Source organism: Saccharopolyspora endophytica, assembly GCF_018070075.1.
Taxonomy (GTDB): domain Bacteria; phylum Actinomycetota; class Actinomycetes; order Mycobacteriales; family Pseudonocardiaceae; genus Saccharopolyspora; species Saccharopolyspora endophytica.
This window is the reverse complement of record NZ_JAGPXE010000001.1, coordinates 766272-793203: the sequence shown is the minus strand read 5'-3', so window position 1 is coordinate 793203 and position 26932 is coordinate 766272. Positions and strand designations below refer to the sequence as shown.

The following is a 26932-nucleotide window of genomic DNA, read 5'->3' as shown; positions in this document are numbered from 1 at the left end:
TCACGGACGTGCTAGAGCCGATCGAGCGACGCTGGCGGCATATCACTCTTGACCTCGCTGATGTCCCCTGCCGCGCAAGTCACGGCTGATCAACTTCGCCGGTTACGAGCCGCGCTCTCGCGAAATACCGCACATTTCAATCCGATCGAGCTGCGGTACGGGCCAGCGGTGGTCAACACCGTTGCCATCGAGCTCTACATCGAGCCACATGCCGCCTTGACCGCGCTGCGCGAGGCCGTCAACGAGGCCTATCGCCAGGTGTTCGACAAGGACTCAAAGACACAGCACGCCACGCACAAGGTGTGGCGTGCGCACACCGCTTTGGCCTACTGCCGAAAAGAGTTCGACAACCACGGTTTGCAGAGCGCACTACTGCGCACACCCGGCACTCAAGCAGGATTTCGTGGCACAGTCACCGAACCCGTGACACAGGTTCTGCTTGCCGCGACGGACCCGTGGTCACGATCAGGTATGACCTGGAACACCGCCAGACAATCCTCATTCCCACTCGGCACCACGTTGGCGAAATGAACGTTGGAAGTTTCGCTCCTGGACGTGCTGGAAGAACGTGTAACGCCGTTGATGCAGTCTGGGGCAGCGAAAATCGTTCAACCGGGCTGTCCCAGTCACCGATGTAGCGGAACACCTCCAGGTGTGTGGAGAGCACTGCTGTCCGCGTTGGTTCGCCCGTTCTGCGAGCCGGATTCACCTCCACGTGCGTGGAGAACACCATCCGACCGCACAGCGGCGCAGCCAGACGTACGGATCGCCTCCACGTGCGTGGATAGCACAACCGGCTCTCGCGGATCCGGTACGAGCCCGGCGGCCCACCTCCACGTGCGTGGAGAGCACGCCTACCCGCGGCTCGTCGCCGCCGCGCTGCACGGCCCACCTCCACATGCGTGGAGAGCACGAGATACCGCACCAGCCGGACGTAGGCATCCGCGGCCTACCTCCACGTGCGTGGAGAGCACAACCGGGTCGAGTCCCTGGACGACCTGGAGGACGGCCCACCTCCACGTGCGTGGAGACCACATCGGCAGCCATCCGTTAGGCCGCTGCCATGCCGGCCCACCTCCACGTGCGTGGAGAGCACCACAAGCTCGGCTGCGCGGCCCGTTTCTTGCCCGGCGCACCTCCACGTGCGTGGAGAGCACGCCAGCCCGGCCTTGATCGCCATCTCGGCGAACGGCCCACCTCCACGTGCCGTGGAGAGCACTTCGAGCTCTGGTGCGGCCCGTTCAACCGGTGCGGCCAACCACCACGTGCGTGGAGAGCACACGTTGTTGCGGCGCATGAGCCGGGCCGTGATCGGCCCACCTCCACGTGCGTGAAGAGCACCCGCGCCAGACCGCGATCGCCGCGCGCTCGTCCGGATTACCTCCACGTGCGCGGAGAACACCAGCCGCCGAAGAACGGGCCGGGCAAGTTCGACGGATCACCTCCACGTGCGTGGAGAGCACGAGTTCGAGCCACATCAGCGCGTCCAACAGCGCGGATCACCTCCACGTGCGTTGAGAGCACAACACCGCCTCGACCACGCCAGCGTCATAGTCCGGATCACCTTCACGTGCGTGGAGAGCACATCTGTCGGCCCAGCCGTCGAGCCCGGATCGTCGGCCCACCTCCACGTGCGTGGAGAGCACTGGGCTTCGTCGTGCTTGGCCTGCTTCTCCTGCGGCCCACCTCCACGTGCGTAGAGAGAACACTTCGTGACCTGGTGTTTCAGAATGGGGCTTCCACGGTTTCGTGATCTTGGTGCTGTTCTGGGTTGGTGAAGGCGATGAGTTGGATCCGGTCCACAGCACGACGGTGTTGTGGCGGGCGCAGGTGGCGATGGCGGGTTGGGTGGCTGAGGTGCCGGGGCCCAGCAGCAGGGTGCTGATCGCCGCGATGGGCAGATAGACCCTGCTGCTGGTGCCGTTGTTGCGCTCGATTTGGGCGCACACGCCGGTGTCGTCCTGCACGACTCGGCAGTGTTCGAGGTAGAGGAACGACAGCGAGTCGGCTACGCGGGGCAACATCGCGACAGTGGGGGCGCTGAGTCGTCGGCGCGGGCTGTCTTCCATCACTCGGTTTCCGTTCAGATCGGTCCGAGGCTCAGCAGGCCGCAGCCGTAGGTGCGGGCTCGGCCGATTCCCTCGCGCACCGCGGTGTGCAGTAGTTCGGGGTAGGTGACGATCCCGGTTCCCTCGAAGCGGGTCACCGCGTGCCGAACGGCGTGGTGCTGTCGTTTCGCGTTGGCGGTTCCGCACACGTCGGGTAGGGAGGTGGTGTGCACGGTGGTGCACCGGAGCCCGGACTGTTCAGCGCGGCGGAACCACCATTCCTCGGCTGCTTCGCCTCTGAGGTTGGCCAGCTTGCCCTTCTTGTCGGGTGCGCTGTTGCCGTGGCGTTTGGTGGCGTTCGCGCTGATGCGGTAGCGCACGTGCATGCCGGTGTGCAGCCGGTCCAGGAGCGGGGTGAGGTCGCGCTGTCGTGCGGTGATGGCGAGATCGGGCTGGAGGCGTTCCAAGTTCGGGGGTGTGCTCATCTGCACCAGGAGCTGGAGCCCGTGGGGGCTGTCTTCGGCGCGCCAGAGCATGCCGGCGGTCTTGCGAGGCTGTTCGCCGAGGTTGTCTTCGGCGAGTCGCATGAGGTCGCGGTGCACGGATTGAGCGTTAAGCAGGCCTCGGGACCAGATTCGGGTGCAGTGCGGGGACACCGCGATCTGAGCCAGCCATGCGGACATGATCACCGTCCTCCTCGGACATAGTCGGCCAGCTGCTGGAAGTGTTCTCGTGTGCTCGCAGCGGCCAGCGTGGTGGGCAGCGTTGTGGTCTCGATCCACACCGGGCGGGGCTGGTAGGTGCGGTCGATGCGGTCGAACCGGTCGGGGACGTCGAAGATTTCGCTGCGAACCTGGTCTTCTGGGCCGGAGTCGCAGACGAAGTCCACGGCAAGTTGCTCGTCGTTGTTCTCGCTTCGGAGGCGCCTGGCCACGGGGACAGCGGTGCGCAGCTCTCCTTGTGGGTCGTTGCTGCGGCCCAGGACGAGGGGCTGTTCGGGTGGGCAGGACCGGCGGCCGAGATAGGGCTGCCAGTGCGGGCTGTGCAGCGCGGCTTCGACGGTGTCCAGGAGCGGTTCGGGACCTTCGACGGCGACGACGAAGACGGCGTCGGCGAGGTATTCCCGCCACGTTTGCAGAATTCCTTTTCCTGGTGGTCGGCCTTTGCCGTCGGCTGTGGGGACTTTCAGTCCGCCGCTGAGCCCGCCACCGACGGTGTGGTAGTCGACGATCCGGGTGCCGGGCCGGTCGACGCGGATGGTGAACGACAGATCAGCGAGGTCGTCGACGGACTGGCCGCGAGCCCGGCCCAAGGCGCAGGCGATCAGGCCCAGCAGACCGGACCGGGTGGGGAACCCGGCGGTGTCCCGTCGATCGAATTTGCTGCGTTCACCCCAGCTCTGCAGCGGTCCGGCCAGACGCAGCAGCAGGCCACTCACTGTCGGGCTCCCGGGAATCCGGCCGTCACCGTCTGGCCGACCAGCTCGTCGTAGCCGACGCTGCGGGTGCCCAGGCCGGTCAGGTCGGTGTCGGTGCCAGCGTTGGGTCCAGGCGCGTGACCGGCGAAGACGATGTGTCCCTCGCCCAGCAGGGCGTTGATGGCCCCGGCGTGGTGGTTGAGGCGCAGCACGGATTCGGTGCTGAATCCGGCGGTGCCGCGAATGGGAGACTCGAACGCGCTGGCCAGAGAGACCGGCCGGTCGTCGCGCACCACCGTGTGCACGATGTCCGGGACGGTCATGGGCGCGGTGGCGTTCTGCTTGCCGCTGGGCAAGGTATGGATAAATCCGTGCAGGAACGCACCGACGAGCGCGGTGGCCAGTTCTGCGTCGCCGTCGAGGTTGTCCAGCAGGTCGGCGATGTTGACGCTGGCGTAGCGGTAGAAGGTTCCCGCCGAGTACATGGCGGTGTTGAGGTGGCCGCTGCCGGGAAGTTTGAGGTCCTGCTCGATGTCGTCGACTGCGGTGAAGAAGTCGTACTCCACGGTGGTGGCGTGGGTGGTGAACGGGTGCAGCATCTGCACCGCCCCGTCGACGTTGGCGCCGGGAACCTCGGCGAGCATGCGGCCGAAGAGGTTGATGGTGCCGCTTCGGCGGCTGATGATCTCCCCGACGGTCTCGGTCGGCAGCACCGGTTTGAAATCGGTCTTCTTCTTGGCGCGCTTGCCTTCGGCCAGGATCCCGTCCCGGTGCTCGGCGGCCAGGGACGCGAGGTCGTCGATGCTGCTTTCGGGCAACAGCAACAGCACGTTGGTGGTCAGGACGGTCTCGTCCTTCTCGTTCTGCTCGGGCTTGAGGCTGATTTCCTTGCCGGCGGACTTGGCGACCTGGATGCCGGCCCACTCGGCTTCGGTGGCATCCCAGCCCTGCGCCTGGAGACGTTCGGCGACCCCGACGATCACGCGGCGGGTGCGCACGATCTTGTCGTCGAGCGCGTTGTCGACGTGCAGGCGGATCGGGCGTTTCCAGCTCTGACTCGAAACGCGCGTGCGTTCGACACCCCCGAACGTCACCGTCTTGGGGCTGCCCAGGTCGTCGCGATTGACGTTGGAAAACGGCAGGGTCTGGATCGCGTGGATGTCGAGGAATTTCGGGGTGCTCACTGCTGCTCCTTCTTCTTCGTCTTCCTGGAGGGCTCGGCGCTGTTGTTCAGGCCTCGGTAGTACTCCCGCAACCAGCGGGCTGCGATCGTCTCTCGCCTGCGGTCCCACCAGGTGAGGTCCTCGATCAAGCGCGGCCAGTTGACATCAACAGCATCAGCGCGCAGGAAACCGACCAGGGGCGGGACGAGCCGGTGGGCACCATCGGCGTGGGAACGGCAGATCGCGTGCAGCCGGGTCTCCATCGACGACGCCGACTGCAACTTCAGATTGACCGCTGTGGCGCAGCTGTCCCCGAGAGACGTCACCGCAGTCCAGCCTCGCTTGCGCTCTGACTCGCCAACGTCGGCGCCCTCGCGCTGCAAGGCCAGCTCGGCCAGACGGCCGCGCCGGGGCTGGTCGCACATCATGGCCGCGACCGCGACGAACGCACGCTCGGCGGCCGGGTCGTGCGGTTCCGGCAGGAACTCCGCGACCTCACGCAGGGCGCCGAACGTACGGGGCTCACCCGGAACACGCCGCACTGCGGCGGCGACCGCGGCGCGGCGGCCGTTTTCAGGCAACACCTTCCGGCTGATGTGACTGGCCAATGCCCACGCCAGCGAGGCAGTATCGGTGCCTCGTGCCTCACTCATCAGGGTCTCCTTCGCGGGTGCTCTGCCAGCCCTGCCACAGCCGTCGGCGGGCGTTTTCCACGATCTTGATCTGATTTCCTCCTTCTCCTGTGCCCACTCGGGTGAACTGGGCAGTCACCTCGTCGTAGGCGGTCAGCGCACAGCGGATGAAGCGATTGGCCGTGGCATCAGTGGGCGGTGTGTCGGCGAGCACGATGTCCCAGAACTGGGCTTCGGCGGTGTCCCAATAGGCGGTCATGCCCTGATGCCGCAAGCGCGAACCGTGATCACGGACCTTGTGGTTGGGTTTGGTCTTGGCCAGCGCGTGCCACACGTTCGTCAGCGCCGACTCGAGGTTGCTGCCGGTGAGCTCCGCTCGCTCAACTGCCTGCTGCAGCCGATACCACGCTTCCGGAGCTTGGGAGTGCTTGGCTTTCCACTGCTCCCGCAGCGCCGGGGTGGCGCCGGCGATGTGCTGGCGGTCCTTGACCTGGGCGCGGTCCTGGTCGAACCCCAGAGCTTTCACGCGAACGGGACGGCGGTGTTCGTCCATGAGGTCCTCGAGGCCAGTGAACACAGCTGGGCGGATCGTGTGTTCGTTCCGGGCCCCGATCAGCGCGTCCAGATCCCGCCACGCCTGCCGGTTCGCATCAGCAGTGGCCGCGTAAGGCTCGCCGTCCTTGTTCACCCGGTAAATCACGAAGGGGTCCAGAGCGTTTCCTTGCGGTTGCCTCCGTGACCAGGTGATCCACGCGTCGGTCACGCTGGTCCCGTCCGCGGACGGCTGCAGCAGCACCGCGTGCTGGAAACGGCCCGTCAGCAGATCCACCAGTCCCTTGGGTTCTGGCGGCACTCCCAGCGGGTCGTCCTCCTCATCGGACTCCCACGGGGCCACACTGTGATCGCCCTGGGGAACCTCAAATGGCGTTCCCATGACAAGGGTTTCGAACAGCGATTCTCCGACCGGGTGGAACGAGACCGTGCCCCGCAAGGGCCCGGCCTTGGTGTTGGCCTCGTTGGTCTCACCCACCTGACGGGATGTACACCGGCCCGGCGCACCGAAGTACAACCACGACAACAACGCCCACACCGCGTTCTCCGGCGTCACCGCGGGCATGTCCGCATCCGTGGTGTGACTCAGCCACACCATCGACTGCCCCGCCGCACGCCCCGACACGAGCTTGTTAACCCCGCTGCTCGACGGCACGCCCTTCGAACTGCGGCACTGCTCCATCAACCGCCGATCCTGCAGAAACGGACGCTCCGAGACGGTGTGGAACAACTCGAACCGACCCTCATACGCCGTGAAGTAGGACTCGATCCGCTTCGGATCGAAGTAGCCGGTATCCAGCAGCTCGTTGCGGCAGTCGTAGAACTCATCCGGGTCCCGGACACGATCTAGGCCACTGACCCTCGCAGCCAGGACATACAGCACCCGCAGCAGCCCGGCCAAAGCCGTGGGATCCGCCACCTGTACATCCGCAATGTCATGCGCAGAGACCAGCAGATCCCGAAAACCCAGAACCCCAGTCGTAGCACCGGACGGGCCGCACCCGGTCCGCCAGCGGACAGGGCAAAAGCCCCGCACCGCCAGATCAAACGACGACATCCATCAGCTCCTCACAACACACCTGTCAGTCCGTTTCTCCTGGTGACCGCCCCGTGTTGAGGCTTGCGCTCGGCTCACGCGATCGACCATCCGCTAAGAGCACCTACGGTTCACGCTCGTTTTACGATGCCGAGCTCCTTGTCGAGCAGCAGTGATCGCTGTCCGATCGCCCCTGCATGGACCACGCCGTGTTCATCGACGAGGTGGCGTAGTGCGATGAGCTCGTCGAGTGGCCATGCAGAGGCCCACGGTTCCGGTAGGCGGTCCTGGGGGCCGTGGCCGCGCACGAGTGAGCCGTGGACGGGGACGACGTGGCTCATCACGGCTTTGGCCTCATCGAGGGCGAGGCGTCCCTGCCGGAGTTCCGGCAGGGGTTCGCCGGTAGGTGATCCCACCCGAACGGTGCCTTCCGGGAGCTCGAACAGCGGCAGTAGCCGTTCGGAATCGGCGTTGAACCGCGTCCGCGCCTGCGTCTCGTCGACTTCGTGCTCGGAGAATTCGACCAGGTCCTGCATGGGCGGGTCTGGCACGGAAGCGACTTCGGCGCCCTGGCGCTGGACCAGTGCCTCGGCAGCGCGGGTGAGTTCCTCGTCGGTGAAACCCTCCAGCAACTCGTCATCGAGCGCGGGCAACACCCCCGGGTTACCGAGATCCACCAGGTTTTGGACATCGTCGGGGATGCGCACACCGTCGTTCTGACGTGCCACGAGAAGCCGGTGAGCACGAACGAGGTTGGCCGCCGGGTAGATCGCGAGCCATGCCTTCCGGGCCAGCAACCAGCGTGGGTCCTGTTCCGGCCCGCTGAGCACCACCATGCGCCGGCGACCGTCCTCACCGGGCAGCGCCCACAGCGGGCGCAGTTCGTCGCAGACCCGGTGCCGCTGCAGTCGGCCCGCGCGCTGCAGAAGCAGCTCGATCGGCGCGAGATCGCTGACGACCAGGTCGGCGTCGATGTCGAGGCTCTGTTCCACGATGCTGGTCGCGATCAACACGCAGCGCCGCGTCGCACGCCGAGCGCATGCCTCCTCGGTGACGGGTTTGCCGAAGATATCGATTACTCGTTGCGTTTCCGCTTCGCGCTGACCGACCGGGAAACGGGCGTGCAGGAGTTTGAGCTCGACACAATGCTGCCTGGCCCACTCCTTCAGGTAGTCGTAGGTCTGCTGGGCTTCAGGAACCGTGGTGCAGATGACCAGGCCACACCCGCCGTGTTCGGCCAGCGGCCGCAACTCACGCTCCAGAACCGGAAGTCGCTTCACGACGCCGCCGTCTCCGGTTCCGACCTCAACCAGGTCCATCCCGAGCGTGCGCTTCTGCTCGGCCTCGACGGTCACCGCGGAGACCAGCGACGTGCCTGAGCGCTCGGCGTAGACCCAGCCTGGGTAGGGAACCTCAAGACCGCCATCGGTGCCGAGGTAGGCCGCGGACAACTCCCGCGCAACATGGCTCGGCAGGGTCGCCGACATCAGCACGACCGGAACACGGCATTCGCCGAGCCACTTCAGCAGCGTTGACAGAAGACCACGCATGTAGGCATCGAAGGCGTGCACCTCGTCGATGACCACGACCTTGTTGGTCACAGCGAACATCCGCAGGCTGTTGTGCCGCACGTGCAGCACCGACAGGAGCAACTGGTCGATCGTGCCCACCCCGACACCGGCCAGCATCGGCCGTTTCGCTCCTCGCAACCACTCCGTGGAGTGCACCACCGTGTCCTCGGCCCCCGCAACCTCCGCCGCGGCGGTCACCACTTCGGCGAGCATCTCATCCACCGGCCGCAGCCAGGCCATTCCATGAGCCAGCGCTGCGCTCGACTCCCCCGCTCCTCGCCGAGCGACGTATTCCGCGACACGCGTAAACATCTGGTCCGAGGTCGCCATCGTCGGCAGCGCCACGAACACTCCGGACGAACCAGTCGCCGTGCCCATCAGCCGCGCGGCGTGCAACACGGCCTCGGTCTTGCCCATGCCCATCGGCGCCGCGAGCAGCAGCAGTCCCGGCCCCGTAACCAGCCCAGGCAACTTCTCCGCGAGATCACCTTGCAGTTCGTTCGGCTCAAAATCCGGGAAATCGTCCTTGAAACTTCCCGGTTTGAGGCGCAACCGAGACAAGCCCGCCCACTTCACCCACCGGGCGACCACCTCCACCGAACCGGCGTGGAAGGCCTCCAAGCCAGCGGGGTCTCCGCGTTCCGGCACGAAGGAAAGCCGCTCCTTGATGTAGCCAACCTGGCTCGCAAGCCAGTCCGCCAAGATCACCAGACCAGTCACGAGCACCGCTGCAGTGCGATCCCCTCGCGAAACCGGAACACCAGGCGCCAACACGTCCCGCAACGCCGTTACGACCCGGACACGTTCCTCCTGCCACTGAGCGGCCCCCAACCCGTGAAAGGGCAGGTGCTGATCGCCCAGCTGCAACCTCGGCTTCAACTCCTCGAACCGCCCGTGATGGCCACCCAGGACCTGTGCAGCCAACCGCGCCCAACCCGTCTTCCCACCCGAATAGCCTTGGGCCTCCAGCAAGCCGGGGACACACCACGCCGAAGCCCGCTGGTGCGCGACCGAATTCCCGTCATCGGCGAAACCATCCGGGATTTCGACCTGGCGCTGGAACGCGGGCACGATCTTGCCGAGATCATGCAGAGACGCCCAGAATTCCAACACAGCACCGGTTTCGTTCTCCGCCAACCCCAGCGCCTCAGACAGCCTCGCCTTCACGTTCGACGAGACATACCCCAGCCACAACACCCGGATCGCCGCCGCAGCATCCAACCCATGACAGATCAGCGGATACCGAACACCCAACCCACGTTCTTTCCCCCAGAACCGCAGATCAACCTCATCCAACCGAACACTCCACACGCCGACGAACACGATGCGCGCCGGACGCTAGCGCCCGCCACCGACAACAACGCCCAAACCAACCGAACTCTCCCCCAAACGGCCCAGTCACCACGGGCACCCAAGACTCACAACGAACAAGCAACCACCTAGAATCCCAGCTCACGAAGTCTGCTCTCCACCCGCGTGGAGGTGGCCCGGTGGCGGTCATCGCGGGCCTCACAGCCCGATGCTGCTCTCCACCCGCGTGGAGGCGTCCGCGCGGGTGGAGAGCAAGCCTCGATGTCGCGCCGATGCTCCTCGTCGGCATTTCCAGGCTGATCCTGCCTGCGCCAGCTTTCGGATACCTGAACCAGGACTGCGAACCGTCTCGATGAACATCCCCACCGGCCAGCTGCCATATCGGCTGAAGTCGCGGTTCGCTTTGCACATTTTCGTGCAGAAGGAACAGTAAAGGGTAGTTTTTGGGACCTGTGCACATTTTCGTGCAGACTGTGAGCCACTCACGGAACATTCTCGTTAGGCACGCGGCACCGCTCCAAAGTCCCTGGCTGGGGACGTGGCGCCGTACAAAAGGTGGCGTGCTTCCGGAGGTAGAAGTCCGGAACCACGCCACCTTTTGCGCATCACCCTCTTCCGGGCTGTGAATGAACCCGTTAGTGTCACCGACCAACGCGGCCCAGTTCCCGGAAATGGCATGGACTTCTACCCCTGATCGAAGTCAGGGCCCCACGCCCTCTTTGGCTTCCGGCCGCGCGCCACGTCCCCAGCCCGGATTTGAAGGAGACGACGTCATGCCGATCGATGGCTTCAAGCTCGCCGTCGCGAGCTGCGCCATTCTGACCTTCTGCGCGCTCATCGCCTACATCGTGCGCACTCTGTCCCGCGACGAAGTCACCGTTGGCAGACTCATTGGCACCCTGGCCGCGTTGGCCGGAGTGATCGCGGCGATCCCGGCCGTGATCACCGCCCTCTACAGCGTCTGAGCGGCGTCCCGATGACAACGAGAATCCCCCTCAAGGATCTGTGGAGAGTCCGCCCACGCAGCGACGTTGTCGAGCTTCTGACACGCACCCAGCGGGACAAGCTCGACAAGGTCAGTCACTTTGCCACCTACAGCCCCGGTTCGATCATCACCAGCCAGGGCAGTACCGGATCGACCGTCGCCATCGTTTACAACGGGTGGGTCAAAGGCTCCACTCACACGCCTCGTGGCACCTCAGCGCTGAACGTGCTCTACGGACTCGGAGATCTGCTCGGCACCGAGGCGTTCACCGGATCAACGCACACCGAAACCACGATGCCCCTGCACACAACACGCCTGCTCGTCATCAACGCCAGAGATTTTCAGAACATCCTCGCTGAGACTCCCCGGCTCATCTGGTCAGTGCACCAGCTCGAAGTCAACCGGCGGATCATCGCCGAACGTCGCCGAGCCGCGATGACAAGCTCGACCGGAAGGGAACGCCTCGCACTGACCCTGATCAGTCTCCGCTATGTCTTCACCCAAAGCACCGCCGACAACGGACCCGTCATCATCCCGCTCACCCAAGACGAACTCTCCGAGCTCGCCGGAACACACCGAAACACCACCGTCGAAGCTTTAAAGACCTTCCGCAGTGTCGGCGCACTCGGCACCGGACGTGGCCAGATCATCATCCTCGACGCCCAACTACTGCTGCCCTACACCACGCACACCGCCGACGAACCACTGATCTAAGCGGTCTGCCAAGCGGGTAGCAGGCCGCTCCGCTGGGGTGACGAGCGGACAGAGGCGCCACCTGGTCGACGTGGCGTCTCTGCTCGACTGCGACCCGGTCTCGTCGCCAGCGGGTTCAAGTCGTCGCACTCCAAGCCGAGGGAGTCAACATCGACCAGCGGTCCACACGACCACTGAGCGATCACCCACTGTTCGACGCGCCCAACCCAGCGTTTCCGATCCTGCCAAAAGACTGGCCGCGCAATCGCCCCGGGCAGTTCCCCGTCGCTGACGCGCTGCATCGGCACACGCTCAAACTTCCTGTGCCCCACTACGATGACGCGCTCACCGAGGACTACCTGACCGCGTTCACCAAGATCTGGACACACCGTCACGAACTGAAGGAAGACCCGACCGCATGAACATGCCCACCCTTACCGAACTCAACACACAGGACGCCAACGACGGCATCGAGCAGCAAGTCGTCGGCGCCATCATCGACCACCAAGGCGAGATCCTACTGCTCAAGCGCCCCATGGATGACTTCCGTGGCGGCACGTGGGAACTACCGTCAGGCAAGGTTGAACGCCACGACGCCGACCTTTTCGCCGCACTGCGCCGGGAAGTCAGTGAGGAAACCGGCCTGATCATCGCGGACATCACCGGGTACCTCGGCGCATTCGACTACACCTCCGGTTCTGGCAAACGCACACGTCAGCACACGTGGTCAACAACTCAGCGAAGCGTCGATCCCCGAGAAGATGTCGTACTTACCGAACACGACAACCAGGCTTGGGTGACCAACACCAGTGCGCACTCAGTCAGCAGCGAGGTCCAGCACCTCGTCGACACCCACTTCACCGCCGTAACCAGCTGACCCATAGGCCAAACAACGCCAGCACCAAACGAACAGGCAACCTCCAAAACCCCAGTTCACGAAGTGTGCTCTCCACCCGCGTGGAGGTGGTCCGCGCGTGGAGATCGTCCCGATCTGGGACACCGAGTGCTCTCCACCCGCGTGGAGGTGGTCCGGCCCGGCAGACCGCGACCACCGAGTCGGTTGTGTGCTCTCCACCCGCGTGGAGGTGGTCCGCTCGAAGTTCTGCGCCCGCTCCCGGCGAGCTCGTGCTCTCCACCCGCGTGGAGGTGGTCCGGTGCCAAAGGTGCCGTTTCCGCTGGGTTTACGGTGCTCTCCACCCGCGTGGAGGTGGTCCGGTGCCAAAGGTGCCGTTTCCGCTGGGTTTACGGTGCTCTCCACCCGCGTGGAGGTGGTCCGGAGTCACCATGGCGACCTCCCTGGACCGGGACGTGCTCTCCACCTGCGTGGAGGTGGTCCGCAAGCCATGTCAGCCGCACAAAGGGCGGCAACAAAATCAGAAGAAGTCGCCGGATAGTCCCAACAGATCTCGGCCAGCTGGACGTTCGCGCCTCGATACGCCTGCGCATCAATCACGCACTGGGCGCGCACACACGCAGCACTACCTGGGACGAGGCGCCAACTTCTGAGCGGCCAAGCGCCGTTCGGTGCGCAAGACGGCTTCGGCGAGCACCGGCCGCGCCTTGACCCACGTGCGGTGAACCGGGTCCTCCGGAGCGTAACGGCTGAAGATCTCTTCGATCCGCTCGACGAAGGCCAGGCGTTGCCCAGCCGGCCCCGTAGTGAGGTCAGCCGTAACCAGGGCGTCCAACAGGGCGGAGTCCTCGAATGAGAACTCGGCCAGATCGTCGGACCTCCCGCGCTCAGCTGCCTCGAACCGCGCCCCGGAGTGGTGCGCAACGAGGTTCACGATCACCTCCGACCACCCCTGTTCCCTGAGGTACCGGGCACCGTCGAGCGGGTGGAACTTGGTGTGACCGATCTCAGGGGCATATCCGATGTCGTGCAGCCAAGCCGCGGCGACCAAGCTGTCTCGGTCCTGCGGTCGCACCGCGTCGCTGAGCTCGGACGCTCGTGCTGCGACTGCCTGAACATGCTCCCAACGGCGCCCCAGCGGGGCCACGAAGCGTTCGGCAGTCTCGGCGGCTAGCTGGACCAGCTCCATGTGCGCTCACGCTACCTTTCACCGGCTTCGAACCGTGATCGGTTCAGCCCTGATGAAATCACGCAACTACACGAGGACATGTCACACGACCGACCGCCCCGGACCACCGGACCACTCACGAAACCGTGCCACCGATCCAAGCAGCCAGGCACCCCGCAACCGCGACAACAGTCCCAACATCATTACGTTGAACCGCTGAACACATATGGGATGAACACAGTAAGCCAAGATCCACTGCTCCCAGATTACTCCCAAAACAGTTGGAGCCCCAACCAATGGAAACCATCAGTTGGGGCTCTCAGCTGGTAATATAGTTGGTGCGCGATACTGGGATTGAACCAGTGACCTCTACCGTGTCAAGGTAGCGCTCTCCCACTGAGCTAATCGCGCTCGGCGGATCTCTCCGCCAGCGGTGAAGAGTTTAGCCCAACGGGTTTCGGCCGTTCGCACCCACCCCTGGCCTCGGCCGTACGCCGCCGCCCGAGCGCCTGGAACGCAAAAACGCCGCTCCACCCGGGGTGGTAGCGGCGCTTCGCGTCAGCCGAAGATCAGCGGTCGGCCATCTTCTTCTGCAGGTTCTCGTCCAGCGTCGCGAGGAACTCCTCGGTGGTCTGGAACGGCTGGTCGTTGCCGACCAGCAGGGCCAGGTCCTTGGTCATCTTGCCGCTCTCGACGGTCTCGACGATGACCTGCTCCAGCGCGTTGGCGAAGCCGATGACCTCCGGGGTCGAGTCCATCTTGCCCCGGGCCTGCAGGCCGCGGGTCCAGGCGTAGATCGACGCGATCGGGTTGGTCGAGGTGGGCTTGCCCTGCTGGTGCTGGCGGTAGTGGCGGGTCACCGTGCCGTGCGCGGCCTCGGCCTCCACCTTGCCGTCAGCGGTCATCAGCACCGAGGTCATCAGGCCCAGCGAGCCGAAGCCCTGCGCGACGGTGTCCGACTGCACGTCACCGTCGTAGTTCTTGCAGGCCCAGACGTAGCCGCCCTCCCACTTCAGGGCGGTGGCGACCATGTCGTCGATCAGCCGGTGCTCGTAGGTGATGCCCTTGGCGTCGAACTGAGCCTTGTACTCGGCCTCGAAGACCTCCTCGAACACGTCCTTGAACATGCCGTCGTAGGCCTTCAGGATCGTGTTCTTGGTCGACATGTAGACCGGGTAGCCGCGCTCCAGGCCGTACCGGAAGGACGCGTGCGCGAACTCCTCGATCGACTTGCGGTAGTTGTACATGGCCATGGCCACGCCACCGTCTTCACCGAACTTCGCCACCTCCATCTCGATCGGCTCGGAGCCGTCTTCGGGGGTGTAGGTGATGGTGACGGTGCCCGGGCCCGGGACCTTGAAGTCGCTGGCCTTGTACTGGTCGCCGTGGGCGTGACGGCCGATGACGATCGGCTTGGTCCACGTCGGCACGTACCGCGGGATGTTGGAGATGACGATCGGCTCGCGGAAGATGACGCCACCGAGGATGTTGCGGACGGTCCCGTTCGGGCTCCGCCACATCTTCTTCAGGCCGAACTCCTCCACGCGCGCCTCGTCAGGCGTGATGGTGGCGCACTTGACGCCTACGCCGTGCTTGGCGATGGCGTTCGCCGCGTCGACGGTCACCTGGTCGTCGGTGGCATCCCGGTGCTCGATGCCGAGGTCGTAGTAGTCGAGGTTGATGTCCAGGTAGGGGTGGATCAGCTTGTCCTTGATGAAGGACCAGATGATCCGGGTCATCTCGTCGCCGTCCAGTTCGGCGACCGTGCCCTGGACCTTGATCTTGCTCATGTGGCGGGGTGCTCCTCTCGCGAGAATGCAAGCGGTACAAGCGTACTGCTAGCGCCTTCGATTGTGCCTTGCCCCCGTCGGCCGCCACCAGGGTCACGGCACATCCGAAGCCAGATTCACAGCTGCCACTCCCCGGGCAATGCCGAGCCGCACCGCGATCTTCTTCTACTCTCGAACTCACAGACGAGTGATCTTGTCGAGCAGGTGTTCGGCGCGGCAGGCGATGCAGGAGAGACATGGCGACAGGACCGACGCACGCGATGAGCGGGTTGGCCGCATGGGCAGCGGTGACCGCCCTGGCCGACACGCACGCGATAGGGCAATTATCCCCCAAGACCTGGGTGGTCGGAGCCACTCTCTCCGCAGGCGCCGCTCTGCTGCCCGACATCGATCACCCGTCGTCCACCGTCGCGGCCACCTTCGGCGCCATATCCAAGGGCTTCTCCGCGGGCATCAGCGGCTTCAGCGGCTTCCTGTACCGGCTGACCCGCACCAAGAGGGACAGCGACCGCGAGGGCACCCACCGCGGCTTCACGCACACGGTCGTCTTCGCCGTCCTCGCCGGGCTGATCACCACCGCGATCGTGCAGACCAGCGAGGGCAGCGCGCTCGGCGTGCTGATGTTCTTCTTCGCCGGGCTCGCGGTGCGCGGGCTGATGCACACCTGGAGCTCGCGGCAGGACGCGCTGCTCATCGCGGTCACGTCGTTGCTGCTCACGGTGGCCTGCTGGGCCTGGGCGGGCGATCAGCCGACCGACGCCGCCGCGTTCGGGCTCGCCGTGATGATCGGCTGCGTCGCCCACTTCATCGGCGACGCGATCACCGAGCAGGGCTGCCCGATGCTGTGGCCGGTGCCGCTGGGCGGCAAGACCTGGTACCCGGTCGCGCCGCCGAAGAAGCTGCGCATGCGCACCGGCGGCGCCGTCGAGCTCGCCATCATCGGCCCCGGCCTGACCCTCGCGGCGGCGGCGCTGACGTGCGTGGTGCTCTACCGCCTCGGCGTGGCCCCGTGGCTGGCCGGACTGGACCTGCCACCTGGCTTGATGGCCTGGATCGAGGCAAGTCCTTGAGCCAGCCGGAGTAGGGTTTAGACCATTAGCACGCAAAACAAGACAAAGGGCGCAATCCCTCTGGTCTGACCGATAAGGTGCACCTGCGGTGCCATGTGGGCACCGCTCCTTGTCCCCGGAGGGAAGATGCGAGCTCGAATGCGGATCGCAGCGGCGGTCGTGTCGCTGCCGCTGCTGGCCGGCCTCGCCGCGTGCGGCGAGATCCAGGAGGCCCAAGAGGGACTGCAGCAGGCCAACCAGCAGCTCCAGGGCGCCCAGCAGAGCCTGGACACCGCTCAGGCGTGCCTGCAGGCGATCAACGCGGCGAACTTCGTGCCGAATTTCGCCGACCCGCAGAAGGCTCAAGCCGACGCGCAGGCCAAGGTCACCGAGATCCAGCAGCTCGCCGACCGGACCGCCGACGAAACCCTGAAGCAGAACCTGCTCGACGTGCAGGAGTCGGTCCAGCAGGTGGCCGACGGCCAGATCGACATCGAGGCCAGCGCCGAGTGGACCTCCGCTCAGCTGGACAAGTACCAGGCCGTCACCACGACCTGTTCCCGCCTGGCCGGCTGACGACCATGCGGAGCGTGTCGCACGTCACTTAGCCTGGTGTGGCGGAGGTGATGTGCGATGAGAGCAGTCGTGGGCGACCAGCTTCACGTGCACAGCAAGCACGTCGACGAGGCCGAGAAGTACGGGGAGATCCTGGAGGTCCTCGGACCGGACGGTGAACCGCCGTACAGGGTCCGCTACACGGACGGGCACGTCGGCCTGGTGTTCCCGGGCTCCGACTGCGTGGTCGAAGCCCCATCCCCTCGCCGAGGGGAGTAGCGAGGCCGGTCGCGCCCAGCGGCCGGCCTCACCCCCACGGTTCGGCGAGGACCGAATCCACCTCGGCCCGGAACAGCGGTTCCGGGTCGACCCCCATCCCGGCGAACTGACCGGTGATCTCGAGGCTCAGCACGCCGTGCAGGCGCGACCAGGCGCGGACCGCCTTGCGCAGCGCCGGCACCGGCGGCTGCGGCCCGCCGCGCCGCTCGCGCCAGGCCACCAGCTGCCGGTCCAGCGCACCGCTCGGCGCCGCCTCCGGCGCCAGCTCGGCGAGTGCGTCCAGGAGCGGCCGGAACGCGCGGTCGGCGAGCCCGAAGGTCTCCGCGGGCGCCTCGTAGCCGGGCACCGGCGTTCCGTAGAGCAGCAGGAAGCGCTGCGGGGCCTCCAGCGCCCACGCCCGGAAACCCATCGCGACCTCGCGGAACCTGTTCTCGGGAGCCTTGCGGCGGTGGTCGAGCGCGATGCCCTCCAGGGTCTCGGCCAGGTCGCGGTAGCCGTCGGTGACCAGGTCGGTGAGCAGCGCGTCGCGATTGGCGAAGTACCGGTAGAGCGCGGGCCCGGTGACGCCCATCCGCTTGGCGATCGCGTTGACCGAGATCCCCGACGGCCCCGACTCGGCGAGCTGCTCCATCGCGACCTGCTTCGCCTCGTTGCGCGTCTGCTCCCGGAACCGCTCCCGGGGACTGCGCTGCGCTGCTGACATGTCCGCCTCCCTTGACACCCACACGGTAACAGGATCATATTGGAGTTAGAGGTTATAACGTTCGCTATTCGTTATCACTAGGAGTCGTCATGGCAGGCACCGAGATCGCGTTCACCGGGCTCGGCGAGGTCGCCGTCCGCGAGGCCGACGCACCCGAACCGGGACCGCGCGGCGTCGTGATCCGCACCGAGGCCACCGGGGTCTCCTTCGCAGAGGTGCAGATGCGGCGCGGCCGCTACCCGGCCCAACCCGCGTTCCCGTTCGTGCCCGGGTACGACCTGGTCGGCGAGATCGTCGCCGTCGGATCCGAGAGCTCCTGGCGGATCGGGCAGCGGGTGGCGGCCATGCCGCGCACCGGCGCGTGGGCCGAGCACGTGGAGGTCCGCGACCGCGACCTCGTCGAGGTCCCCGCGGACATCGACGCGGCCGAAGCGGTGTCGCTGGTGCTCAACGGCGTCACCGCGCGGCAGCTGCTGCGCGCCGCGAACGTCCGAAGAGGACGAACGATCCTGGTGCACGGCATCGGCGGCGGAGTCGGGGCGCTGCTCGCGCAACTGGCCGCCGCCGACGGGATCCGCGTCATCGGAACGGCTTCCGCGCATCGGCACGCCGATCTCGCCGACCTCGGAGCGGAGTTGATCGATCACCGCGCGGAGGACGTCGCGGCGCGCGTGCGCGAGCTCGCACCCGGCGGCGTCGACGCCGCCCTCGACCCGCTCGGGTCGTCGAGCCTGCCGACGTCCTGGCGGCTGCTCGCACCCGGCGGCACCCTCATCAGCTACGGCAGTGCGACCACGCTCGACGATGCCGGCCCGTGGTGGCGGCCGTACCTGGGAATCACCCGGCTGCTGGCCGGCTGGGAGCTCCGCCGGCTGCTCGGCAGGACGGCAGGACGCCGCATGCGGCTGTACTACGTGCAACCCGGGGAGCGCTTCCGAGCCGATCTGGCCGAGCTGTTCCGGATGGTCACCAGTGGACGGTTGCGCCCGCTCATCGCCGAACGGATGCCGCTCCAGGACGCCGAGCAGGCCCTGGACCTGCACCTATCCGGGAAGAAGACCGGCCGCATCGTGCTGCTGCCGGCGAACCCGGACGCGGGAAACCCGAAATGTTAGCTGGTTTGCACCATCCCGGACTCCCACGGAACGCCCCACGTCCTTAAGGTGGTTCCAACGGGAATCGCGAGGAGGCTGTGAAGTGTTGCAAGACGACCGGGACGCGGGGGCACCGGCCGATCTTCCTGCGGTTTTCGGCATCGGTTCAGGACTTTCCACGGAGCTGCCACCGGGCGAGATCCTCACCGAGCGGATGTCGATGGCCGCCTACCCGACACCGCTGTGCTGGATCAGCCTGGACACCCCGAGACCCCAACTGGCCGCTGCGCTGCGCGCCGAGCACCGGCGCAGCGGGCTGTGGCCGCTGCTGCTGTGCGACAGCGACGAGACCTTCGGCGAGCGCTGCACCGTCGGCGTGACCGCCCCCGAACCGCTGGAGCACATCGACCGCTGGCGCGTCTACGACGTCATGGTCCGGATCTGGGACGGCCTCGTGCAGGCCGACGACGAACTCGGCCCCGCCTACGACCTCGACGTCCTGGCGCCCTTCGACTACGCCTGCCCGGGACCCGCCAAGGCCGGCAACCTGCTGGCCGACCCGGACGTGCTGGCCAACCAGCAGCTCCCGAAGCTCGTCGACGCCGACACCCGGCTGGCCCTGGTGCCGGTCAAGCGCGGCGCCGACGTGCTGACGGTGCTCGGCTGGTCCGGTGCGGCCAACCACGTCTCGCGCACCGCCGGGCTGTCGGCGATGGTCCGCAGCTGGGAGGAGCGCTTCGGCGCCCGCATCCTGCGGCTCGGCCCGGACCGCCTGGACATGAGCGTCGCCGCCCCGCCGCAAACGGCCGAGCACGCCGCCCGGGTCGCCGCCGAGCACTGGACCTTCTGCCCCGACCGGATCCTGCAGGAGACCGGCTCGATCTCGGCCTACGCAGGCGAGATCCGAGGCCGCCGCACCTGGTCCTTCTGGTGGGACTGAAGGGTTTCAGCGGAAATCAGAACCCCGATTTCCACTGAGATCGGAGTCCTCTCCCCGGAACCCGGATCCCTCTCCTCAAACCCCGGTCCCGACTTCCACTGAAATCCGGGCCCCAACTTCCACTGAATCGGGACGCGCGCTTTCGGCGGGAACCGTCCGCTTGGAGTTCGGGGAACTTTCGCGGACTGTCTCCTGTGGACGAGAAAGAGGCAGGCGTCCCCGGGTGGGGCGCCTGCCTCTTGGGGTTCTCGTCAGCCGAACAGGCCTGTGATGGTCATGGCGATGGAGATGATGACCACGCCGAAACCGCTGTAGAGCAGCATGTCCACGACGCGGCTGCGGATGGCCAGCAGACCGGCGCGCTCGTCCGGGATCACCGCGCGCAGCCCGGCCGCCACCAGCAGCGCCAGACCGAGCACGACCGTGCCGCGACGCCAGTGCTGCAGGGCCACCAGCAGAAAACCGATCAGCCCGATGCCGCACACCAGGCCGAACGGCACGTGGACGGACATGCGGTACCTGTCCGGGATCCAGTCGCTCACGTTCCTCCAGTCCCCGCGCCGAACTCAGCCCAGGTTGCGCTCGGCCGCCTCGACGACGTTGGTCAGCAGCATCGCGCGGGTCATCGGGCCGACGCCGCCGGGGTTCGGCGACAGGAAGCCGGCGACCTCGGAGACGTCCGGGTGCACGTCACCGGCCAGCCCGTCGTCGGTGCGCGTGACGCCCACGTCGAGCACGGCCGCGCCCGGCTTGACCATGTCCGCGGTGATCAGGTTCGGCACGCCGGCGGCCGCGACCACCACGTCCGCGCGGGAGATCTCCGAGGCCAGGTCCTTGGTGCCGGTGTGGCACAAGGTCACCGTGGAGTTCTCGCTGCGGCGGGTCAGCAGCAGGCCGATCGGACGGCCGACGGTGATGCCGCGACCGACGACCGCCACGCGCGCGCCGTTGAGCTCGACGTCGTGACGGCGCAGCAGCTCGATGATGCCGCGCGGTGTGCACGGCAGCGGAGCCTCCTCGCCCAGCACCAGGCGGCCGAGGCTGATCGGGTGCAGGCCGTCGGCGTCCTTGGCCGGGGCCATGCGCTCCAGCAGCGGTCCGGCGTCGAGGTGCTTGGGCAGCGGCAGCTGCACGATGTAGCCGGTGCACTCGGGATCGGCGTTGAGTTCGTCGATCACCGCCTCCACGTCAGCCTGGCTGACGTCGGCGGGCAGGTCCTTGCGGATCGACTTGATGCCGACTTTCGCGCAGTCGTTGTGCTTGGCGCGCACGTAGGACTGCGAACCCGGGTCGTCTCCGACCAGCACCGTTGCCAGGCCCGGGGCCTGCCCTTGCTCGACGAGCCGGGCGACGCGGGGTCGCAGCTCCTCGAAGATCGCGTCCTTGGTGGCCTTGCCGTCGAGAATCGTCGCGCTCACAGCTGCTCATCGTGGCAGATCGGTCGCGGCTTGACCTCGCCGGTCCGCAATTTTCTCCGCCACTTCTCCCACGACTTCGGCGGCGGGCCGCAGCGGACCGGAGCGGCGCAGGTGCACGAGCACCACGCCGAACGCGGCGACCGCCAGCGCGGCGCACGTCGCCCCGGCCAGGGCCGGGCCACCGCGGTCCATCATCGAGCCCGCCAGCGGGTTGGCGATCGCGATGCCCATCGTGCTCGCGGTGGTCGTCCAGCCGAACGCCTCGCCCCGGCGTTCCGGCGGCGCCAGATCGGCCAGCCGCCCGTTGGAGGCCGCCAGCAGCGGCGCGATCGCCGCACCGCCGACCGCCAGGATCGCCCCGATCACCCACGGCGATCCGCTGGACACCGGCGGCAGCGCCGGGACCAGCGCGCACAGGCCGAGCGCGGCCAGCCCCGCGCGAACCCCCAAGCGGTAGCGCGGGAAACCGCCCATCACGAGCCCGCCGACCAGCGACCCCAGCGCCCACATCGTCGCCATGACCCCCGCCAAGCCGGGCTCACCCCGCTCGCGGGCGAATCCGACCAGCACCAGGTCCACCGAGACCAGCGCGCCGACGGACAGGCTGAAGAAGCACATCATCGACACGAAACCCGGCACCCGCACCAGGCTGACCGAGCGTCCACCGTGGGCACCGCCGCCCAGCCCGCCGCGAATCCCCGCACGCCACCACGCCGAGGCGAACAGACCGGGACCGATCAGCGCCCATGCGGCCAGCACCGCCAGCGCCACCGACGGGCTCCACGCCGCCACCACGAACGTCGCCAGCATCGGCGCCACCACGTAGAGCAGCTCCTGCAGCGTCGCCTCGACCGCGTAAGCGGCCTCGCGCGCCTCGCCCGCGGTGATCCGCGGCCACATCGAGCGCGCCACCTGCCCCAGCGGCGGCGACGCCAGGCCCGTGGCGAGCCCGACCAGCAGCATCACCCACCAGTGCGAGCCGTCCAGCCGGTGCGTGGTCACGATCATCGCCGCGAACCCGGCCGACTGGAAGAACCCGCTCACCACCAGCACTTTCGCGACGGAGGTGCGGTCGGCCGCACGGCCGCGCACCGGCCCGGCGATGGCCTGGCCGATCGTCATGGCCGTGCAGACCGCGCCACCGATCGCGTACGAACCGGTCCACTCGGCGATCAGGAACGTCACGACCATCACCTGAGCCGGGATGTAGAGGCGCGCGAGCAGGCCGAAGCCCATCAGTGACGGAGCGTGTGGGACAGCGGCCAGTAACCGGTAGGGACGCAGCACGTGATAACTGTGGCGTTCGGCACGGGCGTACCGCTACTGGTTTTTCGGACCCCCTCGCTGATCCAATACACCTGGTGGTGTGATGTTCATTCGAACTTTCAGCAGGCAAGCTCTGGGGCGAGATCACCGTTCTCACCCAGGGTGATCTTGAAAACCGCCACAAGACGATCAACGGCGGCGCGGATGTCACACACAGCGCACAACGCCGGGCCCGCGTCGAGTAGCGTTTCGGCGGGGTGGAATCGGGTTGCCTCGTCGAGAGGGGGAGGATGTCACCCATGTCGCGTCCGACAGCGATCAGTCCGGAAGAGCAGGAGCAGATCGCCCGCAAGATCGGTGTTCTGCTTTTACAAGGCGCTCCTGAGGACTGGCAGGAGATCACGGTGGAGTACCGCGCCACCGGCGAATACACCGACCTGCTGGGTGAGCTCACCGCGCAGGACGGCAGTTCACGCTCGCTTGAGCCGCCGGTCGAGCTGCGCGAGATCTTCGAGCGCCTCCGGGAGGGCATGTACCGCCCCGACGTGGGCACCTGGTTGAGCGCGCTCTACGTGGTCGAGCGCCCGTCCAGTTACCGAATCGATATCAACTTCGACACCGAGCCGCAGTGGCAGCGCCCGCTGCCCCGCGCGGCCTACGTCGACGAACTTCGCCGCTACCCGCGGTCCGAGGACAACATCCCGGACTGGATGCAGGAACGGGTCGACGGCACCGCATCCCCGCAGGCCGAGGACACCCCCGTGGTTCCCGACACGGTCGCGGGGCTGGAGGACGAGTTCTCCTCCGCCACCATCGGCTCCGGCCGCTTCCGGATCACCAACGTCTTCGACGACGTCGACGACGAAGGTCGCCCGGTGGTGTCCGAGCGCCGCCCGGTGCCCGCCGACGAGGTCGGCGCGCTGCGGCAGTACCTGGAGAACGCTCCGGTCGTGCTGGCCTCCCGGGAGAACGAAGAGGACCACTTCGACCCCGAGCGCTCCCAGACCGTCCCGGGCACCTGGCACACCGACGGCATCTGGCTGTGGCCGGGTTCGGTGGCCTACTACCTCGCTCAGTACGGCATGCCGCCGGAATCGGCGCTGGTCGAGCACGTCCGCAGCCGCGGCTTCACCGTCGGCGACGTCGACGACGCGACCCGCGAAGCGGCCATCAGCGAACTGGTGGACCAGCCCGACGACGAGCCGGCCGACGAACCCGAGTCGAACTCCGGGGGCTCCGCGCTCGGCGTGGGTGCCGGGGTGGCCGCCGGAGCGGGGGCTGCCGCCGTCGGCGCCGCCGCGATCGCTTCCACCGCCGGTGAGCCCGAGGTCGACCAGGTTCCCGAGCCCGCCGACGAGCTCATCGAGGACGACGCACCGTCGGCCTCCGGTTCGCGGCACGTCCTCGACGAGGACGACGACGCTCCCGACGCCCAGGAAGTGCTGGCGCAGCTGCACGATCGGCTGTCCGACTTCCACGTGGACAGCGACGCCTACCGGTTGGGCAGCCGCAGCGCGGACGCCCACTGCCTGGTGCAGGACGGCGACGACTGGGTCGTCACCGGCAACGAGGACGTCCGGTTCGCCCGCGTCGACCACGCCGCCGCGTACCTGCTCGGCAAGCTGCTGATGGAGCAACCGACCGCGTCGGCACCGGTCGCTCCGGCTCCGGTCGCCCCCAAGGTCGCCGACCTGCCGCAGCGCACCGCGCCGGAACCCGAACTGCCGCAGCGCACGCCGCAGGAACCGGCCGACCTCCCGCTGCGCACGCCGGAGCCCGCCAGCGAGCTCCCGCAGCGCACGCCGGAACCGGCCGATCTGCCGCAGCGCGGTCAGCAGGAGCCCTCAGACCTCCCGCAGCGGACCCCGGAACCGGCCGCCGAGCTGCCCAAGCGCACCCCGGAGCCGTCGGCCGATCTGCCGCAGCGCACGCCGCAGGCGTCCGAACTGCCCCAGCGCGCCGCGCGCGAGCCGGAGCAGTCGGGCCCGAGCACCGGTGGGAACCCGCTGTTCACCGCGAACCAGGAGGCGCCGCAGGTGTCCCAGGAGCCGGCACCGCAGGCCCCGCCGGCACCGCCCGCCGAGGAGCCGACCCGGTTCCAGCCGGCGCCGTCGATGGACCGCCCGCTCCCGCCGCAGGCTCCGCCGTCCCCGCCCGCGGGGAACCCGGTGCAGCCGCAGGCCGGTGGGGCGCCGGGGTCCAACCCGCTGCCCAAGCGCCAGCCGCGGCGGGACAGCAACGCGCCGGTTCCCCCGGCCGCCGGCCCCGCCGCGCAGCAGGGTCCGGCCGGTGGTGCCGAGCGTCGTCCCGGGCCCGGTGGCCCCGGCATGGCCGGTCCGCAGCGGCAGGGCCCGCCGCCCGGACCGCCGCGTCCGCAGCAGGGTCAGCAGCCCCCGCAGGGCCAGCCGCCGGCTGCGCCCAACGGCCAGGCCCAGCAGGGTCAGCAGATCCAGCCGCTCAACGGCGAACCGCCGCTGACGCTGTACCGGGACCGCCGGATCGTCATGCTGCAGCCGGGCACCGAGCTCGACCGCTTCGGTGAGCCCAACGGCAACGTGCTGTACACCGTGCACACCCCGTACACGCACCGCTCGCTGCCGCCGCAGTGGTCCAACCGGACCTACTCGGCCTACCGGGTGCAGCGCCCGATCCAGGCGCTGCGGGGCACCGCGGTCGCGTGGTTCGAGCAGCCCGGCGGTGGCACCGCGTTCGTGCTCCCGGCCGCGGTCAGCGACCTCATCGCCGACGGCACCCTCGCCGAGATGCCGTCGGGCGAGCGTCCGCCCATGGAGTGAGACCGGTTGAGAGAGGGCCCTTCCCCAACTCGGGGGAGGGCCCTCTTTCGTCTCTCGTGGTCTCCGCTCGCGGCGAATCCGGTCAGTCCAGGTGCAGGCCGTGGGCCGCGGCGAAGGACAGGGCCAGGGCGGTGTCGACCCGAGCGCCCCGCAGGTTCGCCTGGACCAGGGCGTCGGCGTCGAGGCGGGCGTCCCGGAGGTCGGCGTTGTTGAGGCGCGCGCCGAGCATCCGCGCCCCGCTGAAGTCCGCTTCGCCGAGGTCGCAGCCGCGCAGATCGCACTCGGTGAGGTTGGCCTCCCGGAAGCGGGCCCCGCGCAGATCGACGTCGCGCAGATCGCAGCGACCCATCGCGACCAGGGTCAGATCGGTCTCGCGGACCTTCAGCGATCGCAACCGGCAGTCGACGAAGCTGGACCCCAGCAGGCTGCACCCGTCGAAGCTGCTCTTGCCGAAGACCGTGCGCTTGAACTTGCAGGACCGGAACGCGCTGGCGACGTGCGAGGAGTTGTTGAGGTCCGCGCCGGTGAAATCGCAGTCGGTGAACACGCAGTTGCGGGTCTTCAGACCGGTCAGGTCGGCGTCGGTGAACACGCATTGCTCGAAGACCCGGCCGGACCACTCCTGATCCGGCAAGATCGCGTCCTGGAAGTCCTCGCCGACCGCGCTCGTCATGGCCACACCCTGGCACGAGCGCCCGACAGCACCGGAGGCGCCATGCGAATCCACCGAGTCGTTCCCAACATCAGGGCCACCGACATCGCCGCCACGCGTGATCACTACGTTCACGTCCTCGGTTTCGAGGTGGTGATGGACATGGGCTGGATCGTCACGCTCTGCTCCCCCGAGGACCGGAAGCGCCAGCTCGCGCTGATCACCGAGGACGCCAGCGCTCCCGAGCACCCGGACATCTCCGTCGAGGTCGACGACGTCGACGCCGCCCACGCGGCCGCGGTGGAGCGGGGCGTCGAGATCGTGCACCCGCTGACCGACGAGCCGTGGGGCGTGCGGAGGTTCTTCCACCGCGACCCGAGCGGCACCGTCGTCAACACCCTGTCCCACCAGGAACGTTCCGACTGAGGGTTCGCGGCCGGGAGCGGTTCGCGGACGCGGCGGGGCCGGTCCGGCTCAGGGGACGACGACGACCGGGCGGACCGCTTCCACCACCAGCGTCGCCGGGACCGTGCCGAGCAGACCGCCTCTCCGGCGCGAGCGCCCGACGACGATCAGATCCGCGCGGTACTGCTCGGCGACCTGCTCCAGGCCCACCGCCGGATCACCCCGGTGGTGCACGAAGTCCCAGTCGATGTCCACCCACTTGAGGTGCGAGACGACCTCCTGCTTGAGCTCCTCCACCAGGGACTCAGCGGCTTCGCTGGCCACCGCGACGCCCATCGGGGACCAGTAGGCGACGCCGCCCACGGCCTCCACGTAGACCAGCACGAGACGCGCGCGCTCCCGCCGGGCGAGACCCGCCGCCCACGCCGCGGCGTGGAAGCTGGCCGGGCTGCCGTCCATGCCGACGACGATGCCGCCCAGACCGTCCTTGCCGATCTCGAATTCACGCTTGGTGCTGTCGCCTTCGGCCACGCCGGAATGGTACTCAGTGCCCGGGG

Annotated in this window: 26 protein-coding genes, 1 tRNA gene and 1 CRISPR repeat array; of the genes, 11 read left to right on the top strand and 16 right to left on the bottom strand. The window is 67.6% G+C overall.

Annotated features, from left to right (window positions below):
* Nucleotides 1-48 precede the first annotated feature (48 nt).
* Nucleotides 49-531, top strand: a complete 483-nt coding sequence (locus KBO27_RS03780) for a hypothetical protein (RefSeq protein ID WP_210968519.1) — start codon at nt 49-51, stop codon at nt 529-531.
* Between the two features lie 968 nt (nt 532-1499).
* On the opposite strand, the gene KBO27_RS33390 is transcribed toward KBO27_RS03780, so the two are convergent.
* The 7 genes from KBO27_RS33390 to cas3 all read right to left on the bottom strand — a co-directional run bounded on the left by KBO27_RS33390 (nt 1500) and on the right by cas3 (nt 9715).
* On the bottom strand, nt 1500-2072 hold the full coding sequence (locus KBO27_RS33390) for a CRISPR-associated endonuclease Cas1 (protein WP_246536116.1): 573 nt from the start codon (nt 2070-2072) through the stop codon (nt 1500-1502).
* Between the two features lie 11 nt (nt 2073-2083).
* Nucleotides 2084-2731, bottom strand: a complete 648-nt coding sequence (cas6e, locus tag KBO27_RS03770) for a type I-E CRISPR-associated protein Cas6/Cse3/CasE (protein ID WP_210968518.1) — start codon at nt 2729-2731, stop codon at nt 2084-2086.
* Nucleotides 2732-2733: 2 nt separating this feature from the next.
* On the bottom strand, nt 2734-3486 hold the full coding sequence (cas5e, locus tag KBO27_RS03765) for a type I-E CRISPR-associated protein Cas5/CasD (protein WP_210968517.1): 753 nt from the start codon (nt 3484-3486) through the stop codon (nt 2734-2736).
* A complete protein-coding gene (cas7e, locus tag KBO27_RS03760) occupies nt 3483-4649 on the bottom strand; it encodes a type I-E CRISPR-associated protein Cas7/Cse4/CasC (RefSeq protein ID WP_210968516.1) in 1167 nt (388 codons plus the stop codon). The genes cas5e and cas7e overlap by 4 nt, the downstream gene beginning before the upstream one ends.
* A complete protein-coding gene (gene casB, locus KBO27_RS03755) occupies nt 4646-5281 on the bottom strand; it encodes a type I-E CRISPR-associated protein Cse2/CasB (protein ID WP_210968515.1) in 636 nt (211 codons plus the stop codon). Before casB ends, cas7e begins: the two co-directional genes overlap by 4 nt.
* Nucleotides 5274-6869, bottom strand: coding sequence for a type I-E CRISPR-associated protein Cse1/CasA (gene casA, locus KBO27_RS03750; RefSeq protein WP_210968514.1), 1596 nt, complete (start codon nt 6867-6869; stop codon nt 5274-5276). The genes casB and casA overlap by 8 nt, the downstream gene beginning before the upstream one ends.
* A 110-nt stretch (nt 6870-6979) precedes the next feature.
* Nucleotides 6980-9715 (bottom strand): CRISPR-associated helicase Cas3', encoded by a 2736-nt coding sequence (gene cas3, locus KBO27_RS03745; RefSeq protein ID WP_210968513.1) that lies wholly within the window; start codon nt 9713-9715, stop codon nt 6980-6982.
* A gap of 788 nt (nt 9716-10503) precedes the next feature.
* Here cas3 and KBO27_RS03740 point away from each other — a divergent pair.
* The 3 genes from KBO27_RS03740 to KBO27_RS03730 all read left to right on the top strand — a co-directional run bounded on the left by KBO27_RS03740 (nt 10504) and on the right by KBO27_RS03730 (nt 12285).
* Complete coding sequence (locus tag KBO27_RS03740; protein WP_210968512.1) at nt 10504-10695, top strand: hypothetical protein; 192 nt, start codon at nt 10504-10506, stop codon at nt 10693-10695.
* A gap of 11 nt (nt 10696-10706) precedes the next feature.
* The gene (locus KBO27_RS03735; RefSeq protein ID WP_210968511.1) at nt 10707-11429 is read left to right on the top strand and encodes a Crp/Fnr family transcriptional regulator; all 723 of its coding nucleotides are present in this window, start codon (nt 10707-10709) and stop codon (nt 11427-11429) included.
* 397 nt (nt 11430-11826) lie between these two features.
* Nucleotides 11827-12285: an NUDIX hydrolase gene (locus tag KBO27_RS03730; protein WP_210968510.1), complete on the top strand. Its 459-nt coding sequence runs from the start codon at nt 11827-11829 to the stop codon at nt 12283-12285.
* 65 nt (nt 12286-12350) lie between these two features.
* Nucleotides 12351-12745: a CRISPR direct-repeat array (repeat unit 29 nt; unit sequence GTGCTCTCCACCCGCGTGGAGGTGGTCCG).
* Nucleotides 12746-12886: 141 nt separating this feature from the next.
* Here the strand turns inward: KBO27_RS03730 and KBO27_RS03725 are convergent.
* The 3 genes from KBO27_RS03725 to KBO27_RS03715 form a co-directional block, all read right to left on the bottom strand.
* Entirely contained in the window at nt 12887-13450 is a 564-nt protein-coding gene (locus KBO27_RS03725) for an HD domain-containing protein (protein ID WP_210968509.1), read from the bottom strand.
* Between the two features lie 315 nt (nt 13451-13765).
* Nucleotides 13766-13840: transfer RNA gene (locus KBO27_RS03720), tRNA-Val, on the bottom strand.
* A gap of 158 nt (nt 13841-13998) precedes the next feature.
* Nucleotides 13999-15219 (bottom strand): NADP-dependent isocitrate dehydrogenase, encoded by a 1221-nt coding sequence (locus KBO27_RS03715; protein WP_210968508.1) that lies wholly within the window; start codon nt 15217-15219, stop codon nt 13999-14001.
* 236 nt (nt 15220-15455) lie between these two features.
* Between KBO27_RS03715 and KBO27_RS03710 the strand changes: the two genes are divergently transcribed.
* The 3 genes from KBO27_RS03710 (at nt 15456) to KBO27_RS03700 (ending at nt 17102) form a co-directional block, all read left to right on the top strand.
* Nucleotides 15456-16289, top strand: a complete 834-nt coding sequence (locus KBO27_RS03710; RefSeq protein WP_132684852.1) for a metal-dependent hydrolase — start codon at nt 15456-15458, stop codon at nt 16287-16289.
* 138 nt (nt 16290-16427) lie between these two features.
* Entirely contained in the window at nt 16428-16844 is a 417-nt protein-coding gene (locus KBO27_RS03705) for a DUF8711 family protein (protein WP_210968507.1), read from the top strand.
* 57 nt (nt 16845-16901) lie between these two features.
* Nucleotides 16902-17102 (top strand): DUF1918 domain-containing protein, encoded by a 201-nt coding sequence (locus KBO27_RS03700; protein WP_132677523.1) that lies wholly within the window; start codon nt 16902-16904, stop codon nt 17100-17102.
* A 28-nt stretch (nt 17103-17130) separates the two neighbouring features.
* On the opposite strand, the gene KBO27_RS03695 is transcribed toward KBO27_RS03700, so the two are convergent.
* The gene (locus tag KBO27_RS03695) at nt 17131-17805 is read right to left on the bottom strand and encodes a TetR/AcrR family transcriptional regulator (RefSeq protein WP_210968506.1); all 675 of its coding nucleotides are present in this window, start codon (nt 17803-17805) and stop codon (nt 17131-17133) included.
* 89 nt (nt 17806-17894) lie between these two features.
* Between KBO27_RS03695 and KBO27_RS03690 the strand changes: the two genes are divergently transcribed.
* Both KBO27_RS03690 and KBO27_RS03685 read left to right on the top strand, forming a co-directional pair.
* Entirely contained in the window at nt 17895-18920 is a 1026-nt protein-coding gene (locus KBO27_RS03690) for a medium chain dehydrogenase/reductase family protein (protein ID WP_210968505.1), read from the top strand.
* 82 nt (nt 18921-19002) lie between these two features.
* Complete coding sequence (locus KBO27_RS03685; protein WP_307870219.1) at nt 19003-19839, top strand: DUF4253 domain-containing protein; 837 nt, start codon at nt 19003-19005, stop codon at nt 19837-19839.
* A 251-nt stretch (nt 19840-20090) separates the two neighbouring features.
* On the opposite strand, the gene KBO27_RS03680 is transcribed toward KBO27_RS03685, so the two are convergent.
* From KBO27_RS03680 to KBO27_RS03670, 3 genes are read right to left on the bottom strand one after another with little or no spacing between them, the layout of a single operon-like run.
* On the bottom strand, nt 20091-20381 hold the full coding sequence (locus KBO27_RS03680) for a DUF3017 domain-containing protein (RefSeq protein ID WP_307870218.1): 291 nt from the start codon (nt 20379-20381) through the stop codon (nt 20091-20093).
* A 24-nt stretch (nt 20382-20405) separates the two neighbouring features.
* Entirely contained in the window at nt 20406-21257 is an 852-nt protein-coding gene (locus KBO27_RS03675; RefSeq protein ID WP_210968504.1) for a bifunctional methylenetetrahydrofolate dehydrogenase/methenyltetrahydrofolate cyclohydrolase, read from the bottom strand.
* 6 nt (nt 21258-21263) lie between these two features.
* A complete protein-coding gene (locus KBO27_RS03670; protein WP_246536115.1) occupies nt 21264-22493 on the bottom strand; it encodes an MFS transporter in 1230 nt (409 codons plus the stop codon).
* Between the two features lie 329 nt (nt 22494-22822).
* Here KBO27_RS03670 and KBO27_RS03665 point away from each other — a divergent pair, with 329 nt between their 5' ends.
* Complete coding sequence (locus tag KBO27_RS03665; protein ID WP_210968502.1) at nt 22823-25318, top strand: TNT domain-containing protein; 2496 nt, start codon at nt 22823-22825, stop codon at nt 25316-25318.
* 82 nt (nt 25319-25400) lie between these two features.
* Here KBO27_RS03665 and KBO27_RS03660 read toward each other — a convergent pair whose 3' ends face one another.
* Entirely contained in the window at nt 25401-25991 is a 591-nt protein-coding gene (locus tag KBO27_RS03660; RefSeq protein WP_210968501.1) for a pentapeptide repeat-containing protein, read from the bottom strand.
* Between the two features lie 42 nt (nt 25992-26033).
* Here KBO27_RS03660 and KBO27_RS03655 point away from each other — a divergent pair, with 42 nt between their 5' ends.
* Nucleotides 26034-26396, top strand: coding sequence for a VOC family protein (locus tag KBO27_RS03655; RefSeq protein WP_210968500.1), 363 nt, complete (start codon nt 26034-26036; stop codon nt 26394-26396).
* A 48-nt stretch (nt 26397-26444) separates the two neighbouring features.
* Here KBO27_RS03655 and KBO27_RS03650 read toward each other — a convergent pair whose 3' ends face one another.
* Nucleotides 26445-26906 carry a universal stress protein gene (locus tag KBO27_RS03650; protein ID WP_207918820.1) on the bottom strand — a complete coding sequence of 154 codons (462 nt, stop codon included), beginning with the start codon at nt 26904-26906 and terminating at the stop codon, nt 26445-26447.
* Between the last annotated feature and the right edge of the window lie 26 nt (nt 26907-26932).

Coding starts and splice junctions, on each gene's coding strand:
- cas6e (WP_210968518.1), bottom strand. CDS start 2,731: ATGTCCGCATGGCTGGCTCAGATCGCGGTGTCCCCGCACTGCACCCGA.
- casB (WP_210968515.1), bottom strand. CDS start 5,281: ATGAGTGAGGCACGAGGCACCGATACTGCCTCGCTGGCGTGGGCATTG.
- casA (WP_210968514.1), bottom strand. CDS start 6,869: ATGTCGTCGTTTGATCTGGCGGTGCGGGGCTTTTGCCCTGTCCGCTGG.
- KBO27_RS03740 (WP_210968512.1), top strand. CDS start 10,504: ATGCCGATCGATGGCTTCAAGCTCGCCGTCGCGAGCTGCGCCATTCTG.
- KBO27_RS03735 (WP_210968511.1), top strand. CDS start 10,707: ATGACAACGAGAATCCCCCTCAAGGATCTGTGGAGAGTCCGCCCACGC.
- KBO27_RS03730 (WP_210968510.1), top strand. CDS start 11,827: ATGAACATGCCCACCCTTACCGAACTCAACACACAGGACGCCAACGAC.
- KBO27_RS03725 (WP_210968509.1), bottom strand. CDS start 13,450: ATGGAGCTGGTCCAGCTAGCCGCCGAGACTGCCGAACGCTTCGTGGCC.
- KBO27_RS03715 (WP_210968508.1), bottom strand. CDS start 15,219: ATGAGCAAGATCAAGGTCCAGGGCACGGTCGCCGAACTGGACGGCGAC.
- KBO27_RS03710 (WP_132684852.1), top strand. CDS start 15,456: ATGGCGACAGGACCGACGCACGCGATGAGCGGGTTGGCCGCATGGGCA.
- KBO27_RS03705 (WP_210968507.1), top strand. CDS start 16,428: ATGCGGATCGCAGCGGCGGTCGTGTCGCTGCCGCTGCTGGCCGGCCTC.
- KBO27_RS03700 (WP_132677523.1), top strand. CDS start 16,902: ATGAGAGCAGTCGTGGGCGACCAGCTTCACGTGCACAGCAAGCACGTC.
- KBO27_RS03695 (WP_210968506.1), bottom strand. CDS start 17,805: ATGTCAGCAGCGCAGCGCAGTCCCCGGGAGCGGTTCCGGGAGCAGACG.
- KBO27_RS03690 (WP_210968505.1), top strand. CDS start 17,895: ATGGCAGGCACCGAGATCGCGTTCACCGGGCTCGGCGAGGTCGCCGTC.
- KBO27_RS03670 (WP_246536115.1), bottom strand. CDS start 22,493: ATGGGCTTCGGCCTGCTCGCGCGCCTCTACATCCCGGCTCAGGTGATG.
- KBO27_RS03665 (WP_210968502.1), top strand. CDS start 22,823: ATGTCGCGTCCGACAGCGATCAGTCCGGAAGAGCAGGAGCAGATCGCC.
- KBO27_RS03660 (WP_210968501.1), bottom strand. CDS start 25,991: ATGACGAGCGCGGTCGGCGAGGACTTCCAGGACGCGATCTTGCCGGAT.
- KBO27_RS03655 (WP_210968500.1), top strand. CDS start 26,034: ATGCGAATCCACCGAGTCGTTCCCAACATCAGGGCCACCGACATCGCC.